This window comes from Gillisia sp. Hel1_33_143 (genome assembly GCF_900104765.1).
Classification (GTDB): domain Bacteria; phylum Bacteroidota; class Bacteroidia; order Flavobacteriales; family Flavobacteriaceae; genus Gillisia.
On record NZ_LT629737.1, the window covers coordinates 2,554,831 to 2,571,265 of the forward strand.

The 16,435-nt window shown below is 33.7% G+C and carries 15 protein-coding genes; 8 read left to right on the forward strand and 7 right to left on the reverse strand.

Annotation, left to right across the window (positions count from 1 at the left end; all coding sequences use genetic code 11):
• Positions 1-157: 157 nt before the first annotated feature.
• On the forward strand, positions 158-2,698 hold the full coding sequence (gene gyrA / locus BLT84_RS11850) for a DNA gyrase subunit A (RefSeq protein ID WP_091266003.1): 2,541 nt from the start codon (positions 158-160) through the stop codon (positions 2,696-2,698).
• 27 nt (positions 2,699-2,725) lie between these two features.
• The gene (locus BLT84_RS11855; RefSeq protein WP_034892476.1) at positions 2,726-3,973 is read left to right on the forward strand and encodes a tetratricopeptide repeat protein; all 1,248 of its coding nucleotides are present in this window, start codon (positions 2,726-2,728) and stop codon (positions 3,971-3,973) included.
• 104 nt (positions 3,974-4,077) lie between these two features.
• Here BLT84_RS11855 and BLT84_RS11860 read toward each other — a convergent pair whose 3' ends face one another.
• Both BLT84_RS11860 and BLT84_RS11865 read right to left on the reverse strand, forming a co-directional pair.
• Entirely contained in the window at positions 4,078-4,827 is a 750-nt protein-coding gene (locus tag BLT84_RS11860; RefSeq protein ID WP_091266005.1) for a C40 family peptidase, read from the reverse strand.
• Positions 4,828-4,855: 28 nt separating this feature from the next.
• Positions 4,856-6,034, reverse strand: coding sequence for an acetyl-CoA C-acyltransferase (locus tag BLT84_RS11865; RefSeq protein ID WP_091266008.1), 1,179 nt, complete (start codon positions 6,032-6,034; stop codon positions 4,856-4,858).
• Between the two features lie 111 nt (positions 6,035-6,145).
• Between BLT84_RS11865 and BLT84_RS11870 the strand changes: the two genes are divergently transcribed.
• Positions 6,146-8,191: an HD family phosphohydrolase gene (locus BLT84_RS11870; protein WP_091266011.1), complete on the forward strand. Its 2,046-nt coding sequence runs from the start codon at positions 6,146-6,148 to the stop codon at positions 8,189-8,191.
• On the opposite strand, the gene BLT84_RS11875 is transcribed toward BLT84_RS11870, so the two are convergent.
• Entirely contained in the window at positions 8,192-8,641 is a 450-nt protein-coding gene (locus BLT84_RS11875; RefSeq protein WP_034892489.1) for a hypothetical protein, read from the reverse strand. It abuts the gene before it with no gap.
• A gap of 189 nt (positions 8,642-8,830) precedes the next feature.
• Between BLT84_RS11875 and BLT84_RS11880 the strand changes: the two genes are divergently transcribed.
• Positions 8,831-9,511 carry a SatD family protein gene (locus BLT84_RS11880; protein ID WP_091266014.1) on the forward strand — a complete coding sequence of 227 codons (681 nt, stop codon included), beginning with the start codon at positions 8,831-8,833 and terminating at the stop codon, positions 9,509-9,511.
• Positions 9,508-10,227: a DUF3307 domain-containing protein gene (locus BLT84_RS11885; RefSeq protein ID WP_091266017.1), complete on the forward strand. Its 720-nt coding sequence runs from the start codon at positions 9,508-9,510 to the stop codon at positions 10,225-10,227. The genes BLT84_RS11880 and BLT84_RS11885 overlap by 4 nt, the downstream gene beginning before the upstream one ends.
• On the opposite strand, the gene BLT84_RS11890 is transcribed toward BLT84_RS11885, so the two are convergent.
• Positions 10,204-10,611: a hypothetical protein gene (locus tag BLT84_RS11890; protein WP_034892498.1), complete on the reverse strand. Its 408-nt coding sequence runs from the start codon at positions 10,609-10,611 to the stop codon at positions 10,204-10,206. The genes BLT84_RS11885 and BLT84_RS11890 overlap by 24 nt on opposite strands.
• A 166-nt stretch (positions 10,612-10,777) precedes the next feature.
• Between BLT84_RS11890 and BLT84_RS11895 the strand changes: the two genes are divergently transcribed.
• The 3 genes from BLT84_RS11895 to BLT84_RS11905 are packed head-to-tail and all read left to right on the forward strand — an operon-like array spanning position 10,778 to position 12,995.
• Positions 10,778-12,139, forward strand: a complete 1,362-nt coding sequence (locus BLT84_RS11895; RefSeq protein WP_091266020.1) for an NAD-dependent succinate-semialdehyde dehydrogenase — start codon at positions 10,778-10,780, stop codon at positions 12,137-12,139.
• Positions 12,140-12,145: 6 nt separating this feature from the next.
• On the forward strand, positions 12,146-12,559 hold the full coding sequence (locus BLT84_RS11900) for an NUDIX domain-containing protein (protein WP_091266022.1): 414 nt from the start codon (positions 12,146-12,148) through the stop codon (positions 12,557-12,559).
• 46 nt (positions 12,560-12,605) lie between these two features.
• Positions 12,606-12,995 carry an acyl-CoA thioesterase gene (locus BLT84_RS11905; RefSeq protein WP_091266025.1) on the forward strand — a complete coding sequence of 130 codons (390 nt, stop codon included), beginning with the start codon at positions 12,606-12,608 and terminating at the stop codon, positions 12,993-12,995.
• Here BLT84_RS11905 and BLT84_RS11910 read toward each other — a convergent pair.
• The 3 genes from BLT84_RS11910 to BLT84_RS11920 form a co-directional block, all read right to left on the reverse strand.
• The gene (locus tag BLT84_RS11910) at positions 12,992-13,915 is read right to left on the reverse strand and encodes a mechanosensitive ion channel family protein (RefSeq protein WP_034892510.1); all 924 of its coding nucleotides are present in this window, start codon (positions 13,913-13,915) and stop codon (positions 12,992-12,994) included. The genes BLT84_RS11905 and BLT84_RS11910 overlap by 4 nt on opposite strands.
• A gap of 73 nt (positions 13,916-13,988) precedes the next feature.
• Positions 13,989-15,083, reverse strand: coding sequence for an endonuclease/exonuclease/phosphatase family protein (locus BLT84_RS11915; protein WP_091266027.1), 1,095 nt, complete (start codon positions 15,081-15,083; stop codon positions 13,989-13,991).
• Between the two features lie 56 nt (positions 15,084-15,139).
• Complete coding sequence (locus BLT84_RS11920; protein WP_091266030.1) at positions 15,140-16,432, reverse strand: mechanosensitive ion channel family protein; 1,293 nt, start codon at positions 16,430-16,432, stop codon at positions 15,140-15,142.
• Positions 16,433-16,435 lie beyond the last annotated feature (3 nt).

Here is a 16,435-nt window from a genome sequence, read left to right on the forward strand (position 1 = left end):
TCAATTATCAAAATGGAAGTTAGCGAACTTATTAACGAAGCGACTATAAATATTTGTTAATAAAATTTATCAAATGTATAGCGCTTTACCCTTAAAACATTACAGAAATGCGTAAATTGGCACGTTATATTTTTGAACTAAAATAAAATATTTTAATATGGCTGAAGGAGAAAATTTAATTCCTATCAACATTGAAGATGAAATGAAATCGGCCTATATCGATTATTCGATGTCGGTCATTGTGTCACGTGCTTTACCAGACGTGCGTGATGGATTAAAACCTGTACATAGAAGGGTTTTGTTCGGAATGCATGAATTGGGTATTAGAGCTACCGGTGCTCACAAAAAATCTGCTAGAATTGTAGGGGAAGTTTTAGGTAAGTATCACCCTCATGGAGATACTTCTGTTTACGACGCTATGGTGCGTATGGCTCAAGAATGGAGTTTGCGTTATATGCTTGTTGATGGTCAAGGTAACTTTGGATCTGTAGATGGCGATAGTCCTGCTGCGATGCGTTATACCGAAGCCAGAATGCGCAAGATAGCAGAAGACATGTTAGCAGATATCGACAAAGAGACTGTAGATTTCAGACTGAATTTTGATGATACACTTCATGAACCTACTGTACTTCCAACCCGAGTTCCGAATTTATTAGTTAATGGAGCCAGCGGTATTGCTGTAGGTATGGCTACTAATATGCCCCCACATAACTTATCTGAAGTTATTGATGGTACGATAGCTTATATTGATAACAACGATATTGAAATTGAAGAGCTAATTACTCATATCAAAGCTCCAGATTTTCCTACTGGTGGAACAATCTACGGGTATGATGGAGTTAGAGAAGCTTTTAAAACAGGTAGAGGTAGAGTGATGATGAGAGCAAAATCTGCTCTAGAAGAGGTGAATGGAAGAGAATGCATCATTGTTACCGAGATTCCATATCAGGTGAATAAGGCTGATATGATCAAGAAAACTGCAGATCTTGTTAATGATAAGAAGATCGATGGAATTGCTTCCATACGTGATGAGTCTGATAGAAACGGGATGCGAATTGTATATATCCTTAAGAAGGATGCAATTCCAAACATTGTTTTAAACACCTTATATAAGCACACTGCATTACAAACTAGTTTTAGTGTTAACAATATTGCGCTTGTTAAAGGCCGTCCTGAGATGTTGAATCTTAAGGATATGATCTATCATTTTGTTGAGCATAGACATGATGTGGTTGTAAGAAGAACTCAATATGAGTTAAGAAAAGCAGAAGAAAGAGCGCACATTTTAGAAGGTTTGATCATTGCATCAGACAATATAGACGAAGTAATAGCGCTTATTAGATCTTCTAGTAATGCAGATGAAGCTAGGAATAAGTTAATTGAAAGATTCGAATTATCAGAACTTCAGGCTAAGGCTATCGTAGAAATGAGATTGAGACAGCTTACCGGGCTGGAACAAGATAAGTTGCGTGCGGAGTATGATGAACTTTTAAAAACCATCGAAGACCTGAAGGATATTCTTGAACGTAAGGAAAGAAGAATGCAGGTTATAAAAGATGAGCTTATTGAGATCAAAGATAAATATGGAGATGAGCGAAGATCTGTAATAGAATATGCAGGTGGAGATCTTAGCATTGAAGATATGATCCCAGATGAGCGTGTAGTAATTACAATCTCTCACGCTGGTTATATAAAGAGAACATCTTTAAATGAATATAAAACTCAAAATAGAGGGGGAGTAGGGCAAAAAGGTTCTACTACCAGAAGTGAAGATTTCTTAGAGCATTTGTTTTCTGGTACCAATCACCAATACATGCTGTTCTTTACTCAAAAAGGAAAATGTTTCTGGATGCGAGTTTATGAAATACCAGAGGGAAGTAAAACTTCTAAAGGTAGAGCTATTCAAAACCTTATTAACATTGAGCCAGATGATAAAGTGAAAGCCTTTATCTGTACTCAAGATCTTAAGGATGAAGAATACATCAATAGCCATTTTGTTATTATGGCTACCAAAAAAGGACAGGTTAAAAAAACGGCATTGGAGCAATATTCTCGCCCAAGAATAAACGGTATTAACGCTATTACCATTCGCGAAGATGATGAATTGTTAGAAGCGAAACTTACTACAGGGAACAGCCAAGTTATGCTAGCTGTTAAGAGTGGTAAAGCTATTAGATTCGAAGAAGAAAAAACCAGACCAATGGGTAGAAGTGCCTCTGGAGTTAGAGGTATAACTTTGGCAGATGATAAGGATGAAGTAGTTGGAATGATAGCTGTTAACGATATGGATGCAGATATTCTTGTAGTGTCTTCTAATGGTTATGGTAAACGTTCTTCTCTGGAAGACTATAGAATTACCAATAGAGGTGGTAAAGGAGTAAAAACTATTTCTGTAACGGAAAAAACTGGTGAACTTGTTACAATTAAAAACGTAACAGACAATGATGATTTAATGATCATTAATAGATCTGGTCTGGCAATAAGAATGAGCGTAGAGAATTTAAGAGTTATGGGTAGAGCTACACAAGGAGTTAGACTTATTAATCTTAAAGGGAATGATGCTATTGCAGCTGTAGCCAAAGTGATGAAAGATGAGGAAGTTATTGAGGAATTAGAAGAGCTAGAAAGCTCTGAAAGTACCGATTTACCTGACGAAATTACAGATGGCACAACAATTGTAGATGACAGTGAAGAATAAATAAAAACCTAAAAAAAAACAATACGAATGAAAACCAATCTTTTATCAGTAGCCCTGTCATTTGCTTCGATAGTTGCTATAGCACAAAAAAAGGAAATTAAAGATGCCGGTAAGGCAGTAGAAAAAGGTAACTATTCAGAAGCTAAATCTTTTTTAGATCAGGCAAAACCAATGTTATCTGAAGCTAAAGATAGTTACAAAGCAGACTTTTACTTATTTAAAGGTCAGGCTTATTTAGGAACTGGAGAAAATATTGCTCTAGAAGATCTAATGACTGCATCTGAAGCTTTTAAGCAAGCGCAGGAAATGGGTAGCGCAGAGGCAGCAGACGGTTTAGCTGCAGTTACCAATTCTTTAGTACAAAGTGCTATCAATGATCAAAATGAGCAAAAGTTTGAAGAGGCTTCAAAGAAGCTTTATGCTGGATATCAAATAAATACTAAGGATACTTTATACTTATATTTTGCAGCTTCTAACGCTATTAATGCTAAAAATTATGATACGGCTTTAGATTATTACTCTCAGCTTAAAGACCTTAAATATACCGGAGTAGAAACTCAATATTTCGCTGTAAATAAGGAAACCGGTGAAGAGGAGATGATGAACAAGAATCAAAGAGATCTTATGATCAAATCTGGAAGCTATATAAAACCAGAAGATCGTACTACAGAATCTAGAGCAGGAGAAATTGCTAAGAACATTGCACTTATCTATATTCAAGAAGGTAAGAATGATAAAGCAATTGAAGCTATGAATGATGCCAAGGCTGCAAATCCTGGAGATCTTACATTACTTCAATCTGAAGCTAACATTTATTATCAAATGGGAGATAAGGCTAAGTATAAAGAGATCATGGAGGACATAGTTTCTAAAGATGCTAAAAATCCAACGCTTTATTATAACTTAGGAGTTACAGCTTATGAAATGGGAGATACGCAAGCAGCGATTGACTATTATAAAAAAGCTCTAGAATTGGATCCAAAAATGTCTGAGGCGCGTTTAAATATTGCAGCGGCTATTCTTGGGAAAGAGAGTTCTATCGTAGAGGAGATGAATGGTCTTGGAATGAGTAAGGCAGATACTAAGAAGTACGATGAACTTGCAGCAGAACGTAAACAAGTTTATAATGATGCTTTACCTTATTTAGCTCAGGTAATTGAAAATGATCCTGAAAACAAAGAGGCAATAAGAACTTCTATGAACATTTATTACCAATTAGGTGAGAATGACAAAGCAGAAGCTATGAAAGCTAGAATTGCTGAATTAGAGAAGTAATATTATTTCCTAAATAGGAACAAAAAAGGCTGCCAATTGGCAGCCTTTTTTATTTATTACGTTTCAGCTAAAATAGATAAGTTAAAGAAGCTAAAAATAGTAAACTATATTATTTTCTTGATCACCCTTAGTTGATGGGTATGTCTCTTCAGATCAATATTAAAGATTCCGGAATGATCTAGCATATCTATTCTCACCTTCCCGTTTACATGTATTATATAATTATCTTTCATGATCATTCCTACATGAGTAATATTACCTTCGTTATCATCAAAAAAAGCCAGATCGCCAACTTCGCTCTCTTCAATAAAACTAAGTGCTTCTCCTTGAGTTGCTTGTTGAGCAGAATCTCTTTTTAATGAATATCCATTTAGAGCGTAAACCATTTGTGTAAGTCCACTACAATCTATACCAAAAGGTGTTTTTCCACCCCACAGATATGGAGCGTTGAGATAAAGTAATGCAGTTTCTATTAGATAGCTTTTATCTGTTTTACCCTGATGATATATTCCATCAAAAGTATCATTTAAATAAGAAGCGCTTCCAATTGAAGATCCCATTGGGATAGAAGTTAATGCTCCTTTTTTATCGGTTATAAAATCGATAAGATCTGCAGAATAAGAATTTTCTACCTGAGAGAGATCGCTATATGTATCTTCATCAACTATTATGAATTGACGATTATCTACCCAGCCTTCATAAGCATCAAAAGCAATGCGAATTCTGCTCCATTTTCCTCGAGCCTCTAAAACCTTAAAATAATCTCCGTATAATAGTTGAGTAACCATCTCAGAGGTATCTGCCGGTTGAATTCTAACCGGCACGATACTTAGATTGCATATCCCGTATTGCATTAACTAAATCTTGCAATTAATTTATTACTTAATCTCTTTCTATAACAATTGCTGATGCTCCACCGCCACCATTACAGATAGCTGCAGCGCCAATTTTACCATTATTTTGTTCTAGAACACTCATAAGCGTGATCAATATTCTTACTCCTGAACATCCTAGTGGGTGCCCTAAAGATACAGCACCTCCATTAACATTAGTGTTCTCATCAGAAAGACCTAGAATTTTCATGTTAGCAAGGCCAACTACTGCGAAAGCTTCATTAAATTCAAAGAAATCTACATCATCTTGAGAGATTCCAGCTTTAGCCAAGGCTTTTGGTAACGCTTTAGAAGGTGCCGTTGTAAACAATTTTGGTTCGTGAGCAGCATCAGCAAAACTTTTAATGCTCGCCAAAACTTTTAATCCAAGTTCGTCTGCTTTTTCACGACTCATTAGAACTACAGCTCCTGCACCGTCGTTTATTGTTGATGCATTTGCTGCAGTAACGGTACCATCTTTAGAGAATGCAGGTCGTAAAGAGGAGATTTTATCCATTTTTACATTTTTAAACTCTTCATCTTCCTTAAAGATTATTGGATCACCCTTTCTTTGAGGAATTTCTACAGGAACTACTTCATTATCAAACTTACCTTCTTTCCAAGCTTTTGCAGAACGCTCATAAGATTTTATAGCAAAAGCATCTTGATCTTCTCTAGAGAAATTATGTTCTGTTGCGCAAAGATCTGCACAGGTACCCATAGCATTATGGTCATATGCGTCTACAAGACCGTCTTTTTGAAGACCATCAATCATAGTAGCAGGTCCAAATTTATGACCGTTTCTTAAATGAAGATAATGAGGGATCATACTCATGTTTTCCATACCTCCTGCAACTACAACATTAGCATCACCCAACATAATTGCTTGTGCACCCTGCATAACTGCTTTCATTCCACTTGCACAAACTTTATTAACAGTAGTACAAGGAACTGTATCTGGTATACCGGCACCAAGAGCGGCTTGTCTTGCAGGAGCCTGTCCAACACCAGCCTGTACTACATTACCCATTAATACTTCATCCACCAATTCTGGTTTCAAATTAATTTTATTTAAAGCGCCTTGTATGGCTATAGAACCTAATTTTGTGGCAGGAACTGTAGATAAACTTCCTAAGAAACTACCTATTGGAGTTCTTGCAGCACTTACTATTACAACTTCTTTCATAATTCAAAATTTTTATTTCACTAGTTGCGAATTTAGTGATTTTATAAAGAACAAACCAAGGCTTCTAACAGCACCATGAATTTTTAGTACATTTGAATATTAGTACCCAATTAAATGAAGAACTTCATCAATAGTTTCTATAGACATCAAGCTTTATTCTACAAGATCTTTTTGTTTGTTATTACTGCAGTTTTAATTATCTATTTGCTTCCTAAAGGTGGAAAATTCAAGTATGAAATTACTAAGGGAAAACCTTGGCAATATGAGAATCTATATGCTCCTTTTGACTTTGCTATTTTAAAGAATGAAGATGAGATCATTAAGGAGAAAGATAAAATTATCAATAATAATATTCCTTACTATACATATAGTGAAGGAGTAGTAGAAAAGGTAAAGACAGAAGTACCAAATCAGATCAATCAGATATTTCCGGATAGCGTCTTAAGAAAACGTGGATTATCTATACATTCTTTTGTAAATAAAAGTTTAGATGATCTATACGAATATGGTGTTCTAAAAGATGCACGTAAACCTGGAAAGGATGTACTAGTGTATCTTAGAAAAGGGAATGTTGCCTTTGAAATAAATTATAATAAGATCTACTCCCAAGAAGATATAAGATCTTTTGTGACTTCAGAATTAAATACTACAAATCTAAAAAGTTTTCAGCCGGAGATTTTAGAGGTTTTCTATAATAGTGTAAAGCCTAACGTAAGTTTTGATGGAGCTTTAACTCAGAAGGAATTGGATGGTAAATTGAGAGCGATTTCTTATACTAGAGGAAGTATAAGTAGAGGTACCATTATAATATCTAAAGGAGAGATCGTTGAAGGAGAGAAGTTAGATATTCTTAATTCTTTAAAAAATGAATATGAAGCGCAAGTATGGAGCACCTCTAGCCACAACTGGATCTTACTTGGTTATAGTTTATTGGTGTGTCTTGCCTTATTAATGTTGCTTTTGTTCATTAGAAAATATAGGAACGATATTTATGAGAACAATGTAAAAGTAACTTTTATATTTTTCAATATTTTATTGATGGTCTTTCTTACCACATTGGTAATAAAATTTGATCCTAAATATGTCTATATAGTTCCACTATGTATTCTGCCTTTAACTCTAAAAGCATTTTTTGATTCTAGACTAGGACTTTTCTCTCATGTAATTACAGTACTTATTTTAGGCTTTATAGTGCCAAATAGTTATGAGTATATGTTCCTTCAAATCATTGCCGGAATAGTTACTATTTTAACTGTTTCTGAACTATATAAAAGAGCGAATTTATTTATTTCTGTAGGACAGATCACCTTTATATATATTCTTGTTTATTTCGCTTTTAATGTTATTCAGGAAGGAAACGTATTAGAATTGAATTCAGAAATGTTCTTGACGTTTATTCTGGGAGGTTTAGCAACGCTTTTCGTTCAACCGCTCATCTATATCTATGAAAAATTATTTGGTCTGGTTTCAGATATGTCTCTTTTAGAGCTTTCAGATACTAATTCAAAATTATTAAAAGAACTTTCAGAAAAAGCTCCAGGTACTTTTCATCATTCTTTAAACGTGGCAAATCTTGCAGAAGCTGCTGCAAATGAAATTGGCGCTAACGCTATGTTGGTTAGGGTAGGAGCTCTTTATCATGATATTGGTAAAATGGAGAACCCCACGTATTTTTCAGAAAATCAATCTACCTCTGTGAATTCTCATGATGAGCTTTCTCCAAAGGAAAGTGCTCAGATTATTTTTGATCATGTTATTAATGGGGTAGAAATTGCAAAAAAGAATAATCTGCCAGATAGAGTAATAGATTTTATTAGAACTCATCACGGTACAACATTGGTCTATTATTTTTATATGAAAGAAAAGGAGTTGAATGAAAATGCCTCTCCAGCAGATTTTAGATATCCCGGTCCAATCCCTTTTAGCAAGGAAACAGCTATTTTAATGATGTGTGATAGTGTAGAGGCTGCCAGTAAAAGCTTAAAAGAGCCTACCACTGTTAAGATTAATGATTTTGTAGAAAAGATCATTAGTAAACAGATGGAAGAGGCTCAATTTTTAAATGCAGATATTACTTTTAAGGAAATTCAGCTCATAAAAAAAATTCTCAAGCAAAAGCTTAAGAATATTTTTCATTTAAGGGTGGAGTATCCGGAGTAATTAATGAACTTCTTCAATTTCAATCTCTTCATCTCTCCATGAAAAGGAATCTCCTTGTTTTTTATTTTCTAGCTCCTTATAAATAGGAGCTTCAGTAGAGATCACATTTATCTTAGTATCATGCAATACTACTTCTCCCAAGGCTACAGCTATAAAATATAAGTGCTTAGGAGTTTTTACTACACTACCAAATTTCACATGTTCTGAATAATGTTCTCTATCAACTTTACTCAGTTGCAATTTCATGCTTTGTGCATTATCTAAATACTTAGCGTATTTTTCAAAGTCACCTAACAATTCTCCTTTACTTCCTTCTTCATCATAATCTGTATGAACATCATTAGCCACCATAGACTCTTTGATGTTATCCATTTCTGATTTGTATTTATCTATTTGACCGTTGATCTTTGCTAAACAAGTCTCAAATAATTCTTTCTTATTAATTTTCATTTCAGTTGTTTTTTTAAATGTAGTTATACCTTAGTAACTGAAAGAAATTTTTACAAATATTTAATATTATTGATATATTACCTAATACGTATTATAAGTCTATAAACTTATAATGAATCTTTATAAGCTTCAAGACTTATAATTATGTAATATAAGTTTTTAGACTAATAAAAAAGCTTATATTTGAATATGATAGCAGTTCTAACAGCAGATTTAATAGATTCTACTCATTATGAGGAGGAAATCTTGAAAACCGTATTAAACAGTCTCTCTGAAGAATTTGAGAAGCTTGTTGCGCAATATGGTAAAGAAAACGTACGCTTTAATATTTATAGAGGCGATAGTTTTCAGGGAATCATTAATCAGCCAGAAGCGGCATTGGAAATAATGATGCAAATAAAAACTGCGGTGAACAAAATTCATCTAAAAAAGACAAAAAAGAATAAAAGCTATTCGAAAATAGCAGATTTTAAAATGGCCATTGGAATAGGAACTTTGGATTTTGAAAGAGATTCTATATCTGAATCTAATGGACAGGCATTTTTATATTCTGGAAGAACATTAGATACAATGAATAATGACTCCAGAAAAACCATGATAAAAACAGAATATGAAGAAATAAATGAGGAATTTAATACAGCTTTCTATTTAATGGATACTTTAACCGAAAAGTGGAGCACAGCATCTGCAGAAGTTGTATACTATTTGCTCAAAAACCTCAAAGAAAGAGAAGTAGCAACAGCAATAGGTATTAGTCAGTCTGCCGTTAATCAGCGTAAAAAGGCAGCGGGTTGGGATGCAATAGAAGGATTATTAATAAGATTTAAAAATGTGGTAGAAACAAGATTTGTAAATATAAAAATAATATGATGATCTTATTGCAATTATTAATAGCCCATATTTTAACCGACTTTGTTTTACAGCCAGGTAGCTGGATAGCTCATAAAAGAAAATTTAAACAAAGATCTTATTTATTAATTATTCATTCCTTAATCGCTGGGGTCCTAAGCGTGGTTCTTCTTCAAAATATCCAATTTTGGTATGTAGGTTTATTTATCACAATTACACACTATTTTATAGACTGGTGGAAATTAACACAAAAAGAAGATACGCTAAAATATTTTTTATTAGATCAATTATTCCACGTTGGCATGATAATGTTAGCATGGTTATACATCAGTAATAATTTTAATGAAATCCTTCCCGGTATACAATATGTTTTAAATTCAACAGCAATTTTAGCTATAATTAGCGTTTATCTAATAGTGATCTTTCCTACCGGTTTTTTGATTGGAAAGGCAACAAAAAGATGGCAATCTGAAATAGAGATCACCCATCAAAAAAATAGTCTAGAAGCTGCAGGAAGATATATAGGTATTTTCGAAAGAATATTGGTTTTAACCTTTATTCTAACCAATAATTTCTCTGCTATCGGATTTCTAATCGCGGCCAAATCTATTTTGAGGTTTAGCGAAAAGTCTGAAACAGGAGCAAGAAAGCAAACAGAATATGTGCTCATAGGAACACTAATGAGTTTTGCTATTACTATTATCTTAGGATTGCTAGTAAGAAACCTGATTTTCTAAAAGCTGAATATTGCTAAGAATCCTTTCTTTTACCAAATTCATCATTCGTTTATTTAGAGCAGAAGAATTCTCTATATAAGTTAAATATTCATCGATGGTGAATTGGCCAATAATAATTCCCTTAAGGCTATTTCTGAATTTTATATCTCGTTGAATAGCATTTTCTATAAAAAGAAATTTCTTTTCGATACTAAAATTATGAAACGCATTTTTATGCTTTTTAATATAGTTCCTAAAGACTTCTATGAGTAAATCATTTTGAAGTTTTGCTATGGGTCTAAGAGTTTTATTCTGAAATTGTTCCTCCAGGCTCATGTTGTCTGAAACTTTAGCAGATGTAATAATTGGCCTTGCCTTTAGTAATTCTAAATCTCGTGGTGTCATAGTTTTAGAGTTTTTTAAATGTAATTAAATATCTTTTGAGATATCCAGCCAACTACTACAAATTGTGAACCAGTTATAAACATTTAATGGTGCAGTTAAAATCATCTTAATCGGACTAAAGGATCCTGAGCTTCTTTTTATCTTTAAGAAAATTAAAAATTGAATTATGATAACTTCTAAGAATCCATACAACGGAGAAGAAATAGCTCAGATAAAAGAATTTGATCAGGCTGATATTAACAAGGCCTTAGATCTCGCAGATAATACCTTTAAGACTTGGCGAGAAACATCCTATAAGCATAGATCTGAATTAATGATGAAAGCTGCTGAAGAGTTGAAAGAGAATAAGCAGGAATATGCAAGGATGATCACTTTGGAAATGGGGAAACCTATTTCTCAATCTATTTCAGAAATTGAAAAATGTGCATGGGTTTGTGAATATTATGCAGAAAATGCCGAGAAGCATTTGGAAAATGAGATTATTGAAACAGATGCAGATACTAGTTACGTTTCTTACGAACCTATAGGAGTAGTATTAGCAGTAATGCCATGGAATTATCCATTTTGGCAAGTATTTAGATTTGCAGCTCCGGCACTTATGGCAGGAAATATTGGGGTATTGAAACATGCCAGTAATGTTATGCAATCTGCAGAGAATATTCAAAAAGTGTTTGAACGTGCAGGATTTCCTAAAGGATGTTTTCAAAATCTTCCAATTTCAAGTTCAAAGGTAGAAGGAATACTACGCGATAAAAGAGTGAAGGCAGCAACTTTAACAGGAAGTAAACCTGCAGGAAGCTCTGTGGCTTCAATTGCAGGAGAAGAAATTAAAAAAACGGTTCTAGAACTGGGAGGAAGTAATGCGTTGGTAATTTTTAAAGATGCGAATATTGAAGAAGCTGTAAAGACCTGCGTACAGGCGAGATTTCAAAATACAGGACAAAGCTGTATAGCGGGTAAAAGATTAATTGTTCATGAGGATATTGCAGATAGTTTCATCAAAAAATTTAAAGAGCAGGTAAGTGAATTAAAAAGTGGAGATCCTTCAGAAGAAGATACTTTTATAGGTGTATTGTCTAGAGAAGATCTAGCAGAAGATCTAGAAAAACAAGTTAATGATTCAGTAGAACAAGGGGCTAAAATAGTGTTAGGAGGTAAAAGAAAAGGAACTTATTTTGAGCCGACAATCATTTCTAATGTTACCAAAGAAATGCCAATATTTAAAGAGGAAACTTTTGGACCGGCTATTTCTATAACTACATTTAAGGATGATGAGGAAGCAGTATCTTTAGTAAATTATTCAGATTTTGGATTAGGAGTTTCCATTTTCACAGAAGATGTTGGGAGAGCTAAAAGATTGGTGCCTATGTTTGATGATGGTGCTGTTTTTGTAAATGAACTTGTAAAAAGTGATCCTAGATTACCATTTGGAGGAACAAAGATCTCTGGATATGGAAGAGAATTATCTGCACATGGAATTCGTGAATTCGTAAACAGAAAGACTGTTTATTTTAATAGCTATTGGTAAATTAATATGAGACCACAAAACATCGCAATTACTGTAGATACAGTGATCTTTTATAAAATTGATAAAGCACTGAAGTTATTATTAATTCAGAGAAAGAATTCGCCTTTTAAAGAAAAATGGGCATTGCCTGGAGGATTTTTGGAAGAAGGTGAAACTTTGGTAAATGCTGCTGCTAGAGAACTTGAAGAAGAAACAGGTCTTACCAACGTTAACCTTATCCAAATGGAGGCTTATGGAGCTATTGGCAGAGACCCTAGAGGCAGGACAATATCTATCGCGTTTATGGGATTACTAGATAAAGAAGAAATTGTAGCCGGAGCAGATGATGCTATGAATGCAAAATGGTTCGATATTAGAAATTTACCCGAGTTAGCGTTCGATCATGCAGAAATATTAGATGCAGCGCTTTCTAGATTATAGGATTTAATTAATACCTATATTTAAAAAAAAATAGAAATTATAATTTATGAGATTTCATACAAGAAAATGGATTAAGCCTGAAGATTTAAATCCAAATGCTTCCTTATTTGGTGGCAGGTTATTAGAATGGATAGATGAAGAATGTGCGCTTTACGCTATCATTCAGTTAGAGAATCAAAAAGTTGTGACGAAGTACATGAGTGAGATCAATTTCATAAGCTCTGCTACACAAGGGGATATTATTGAAATTGGTATTGATGTAGTAAAATTTGGATTTTCTTCTTTAACATTAAAATGCGAAGTCAGAAATAAAATGACGCGTGAGACCATTATATCTATAGAAAATATAGTTATGGTTGGTTTAGATGAAATTGGAAAACCAAAACCTCATGGAAAATCTAAAATTGAATTTGTAAAAGACAGATTGAAAGATTAAGATTTCTTAGGAAGATTCTCTTTATTTCTATCAGATATAGTAAAAGGGAAATCATTTTCTTTACCATAGAGCTTGATTTCCTGTATATCTGCAGGCATGTAATATCCATGATCTTCCAAGGTTTCTTTTACCGCTCTTACCACATTACCTTTTGTAATTAGGGCAGTTCTTCTAAAATCTTTGGTATCTACCCAAAAGAAAACTTTAAGATTTACAGTACTGGTATCTAATTTGTCTTCTATCACAAAATTTTCATGCTCCTCATCTTCAATAACATTCGGTTCATTTCTTAATGCTTTAAGTACAACCTCTTTGGCCCCGGTTATATTATCTTCATAAGCAATTCCGATGATAAAATCCCATCTAAAGAAACCATCTTCAGTGTAGTTGGTTACAGGTTTTGTGAGTACATCGCTATTTGGTATATAAACATCTTTTCCATCAAATGTTTTTAGCTTGGTATATCTAAATTCCATCGCTTTTACTTTTCCAAAATTCGCTCCTATCTCTACAGTATCATTTACATTAAATGGTCTATTAAAGGCTAAAATTACTCCTGCTATAAAATTTTCTCCAATATCTTTGAATGCAAAACCAAGAACTAAAGCACTTGCCCCGGCAGCAGTTAGAATACCGGTAGCTATTCCCCCTAATCCTGCGGCTCTAAGTCCTAACATAATTCCTACAGTAGTAAGTAGTAATCTTATTACTTTCCCTAGAAATTTACTCATTAGAGGATCATGAGTATGAGCCGAAATCCTACGTCTGGCAAATCCTCCAACCCACATACCGATAAGAACACCAAGAATAATGATTAGAAGTCCAAAACCAATGCCTGGTAATTGTTCAATTAGGCGATCGTAGAAGTGATTAAACGATTCACCTACATTTGTTATTTTATCGGTTTTGGTTTCTTGCATGATCTTAATTTTCAAAAAGACTTAATTATTTTCTAAGGTTGTGATCTGTAGAGCAATATATAATTATAAAAAATTATTCTCCCAATTTTTCTCCCTTCTTAGATTTTTCTTCTAGTAGATCTTTTATTTGCTCATTAGCTCGCTTTAGCTGACCTTCTGTTGGAGGTTCTGGTTTTTGTTCCTCTGCCAGATCTGGCTCTAAGCTCAAAGTAATAAAAAATGGATAATGATCTGATTTGATATTTTCGCCTGTTTTTATAGCTACAACTCTAAATTCTTCTGAAACCATAAAGTGATCTAAAGGCCATCTAAATAAGAAGCTACCCGCATCAAAAGAATTATAAAAACCTCTTCCCACTCGTACATCCAACAATCTCCCTGCATTCTTTAATAATCTAGAAGTGCTAGACCACGCTACATCATTAAAATCTCCTGCTACAAGGGTTGGAAGATTTCTTTCTCTTGCCATTTTTGCAACAAGCATCATTTCTCCGTCTCTATCTGCAGAAGAGGGATTTTCTTGAGGCATTGGAGGGGTAGGGTGAATAGCATGAAACATAATCTGCTTCCCAGATCTTAATTTTAGAATAGTATGTATTGAGGGAATTGAATCATCTACAAGAAATTTTAATTCCGGATTTATCATCTCTAATTTAGAATATAAAAGCATACCATATGTATTATCTATTGGTGCTTCAACTCTGTATGGGTATTTAGATACAGCATCTTCAACTTGATTCATCCAAATGCTATCTGTCTCCATCAATAAAATTACATCCGGATCTTTTCTTTTGATCTCATCATTTAATAGATCAAATTTTGCGTTTTTTTGAAGCACATTAGCAGAATAGAATTTTAATTCATCATTCTTATCTGCATCTTCTGATGCATTTCCAACTTCAAAAGGAGCAAAAGCTGTGTAAGGAGCGATCTTCATGATCTGATAAACCAGACAAGCAGAAATTATAGTTACAAAAACATAGTCTTCCCACCACTTCACATCAAACTTAATGAAGTAAGATACTAGTGCAACGAAGGTTAAGATAGTAAGTTGAATGTGAGGGAAATCAAACATTCGTATCCACCAAAAGTCAGCTGCAACTATGGGGATTAAGGTTAACACTATAGCCAAGATCCCAAAGGCTTGCAAAAATCTTTTAAACTTCATATTGATAGATTGGTTAGGTTAAAAAAGTGTGGAAGATAGCTAAAATAAGTTATATCCTAATTCTTGAGATTACTTATGAATTTACCAAGATCCTGTATATCATCTCCGGAAGGTGCTTCAAAAAGTTTAAGATCAAAATAGGGTACTGCTGCTATAAGATGATCAAAGATATCTGCTGCTATGTACTCAAAATTTTCCCATCTTTTATCTCTGCTGAAACAAAGCACCTCTAAGGGAATTCCCTGAGGGGTAGGAGCTAGGTGCCTCACCATTAAATATAATTCTTTATGAACTGCAGAATGATCATGAAGGTAAGCATCTGCATACTTTCTAAAGATTCCCAAGTTGGTCTGATTCCTTCCGTTTATTGGTAGCGTAGTATCTATTTTGTTGGTACGGTTGTATTTGTCTATTTCCTTTTGACGATGCTCCAAGTAAGGTGCTATTAAACTTATCTTCTTTAGTTTTTCATAATCTTCTGGAGTGATAAATTTTACAGAGTTTTGTTTAATGAATATAGATCTTTTAATTCTTCTTCCTGGAGATTCTTGCATCCCTCTCCAGTTCTGAAATGAATCTGAGATCATACTATACGTTGGAATGGTTGTAAAAGTATTATCGAAATTCTGAACTCTTACCGTTGCTAGATTTATTTCTGTAACCGTTCCATCTGCACCATATTTGCTAAAGGTTATCCAATCTCCAATTCTTACAATATCATTCACAGAAACCTGAATAGAGGCTACAAACCCTAGAATAGTATCTTTAAAAATCAATAAAAGTATGGCAGATGCCGCCCCTAAAGATATTGCAAAACTTATTACAGATTCTCCGGTAACTTCAGAAAAAATGAACATAAAACCAACCACCCATATAAAGATCATTAACACCTGTATATAGCTATCTATAGGTTTGTCTTTAAAAGATTCCTGAGTGCGTAGATAGTTTTTGGTAGTTCTTAATACACTTCTACAGATCCAAACAATCAATATTATTACATAAACATTGGTAAAAAATAATACTCCTTTTAAAGTAAAAACATGATCTACCAATATATAAGGGATGGTAGCATAGATTATAAAGATTGGTATGATCTGCCCTACGTATTTTGGGAAATTACTTTTAATAAGGAAGTCATCAAAAGTTGTCTTGGTCTTATTAGTGAATGTTCTAAAAGATTCTATTACAAATCTTCTAATAATATAATTTACGAGAATTAAAAGAAGTACAAGTGCTACTAAGTTTATTGCTAAATTAAGGTAACTGGCAACCACAGGATGCATTCCCTGATTTATAAAGCTTTCCTCTAAAAAGCAGCTTATATATTTGAGATTGATGTTATTTGCCATATG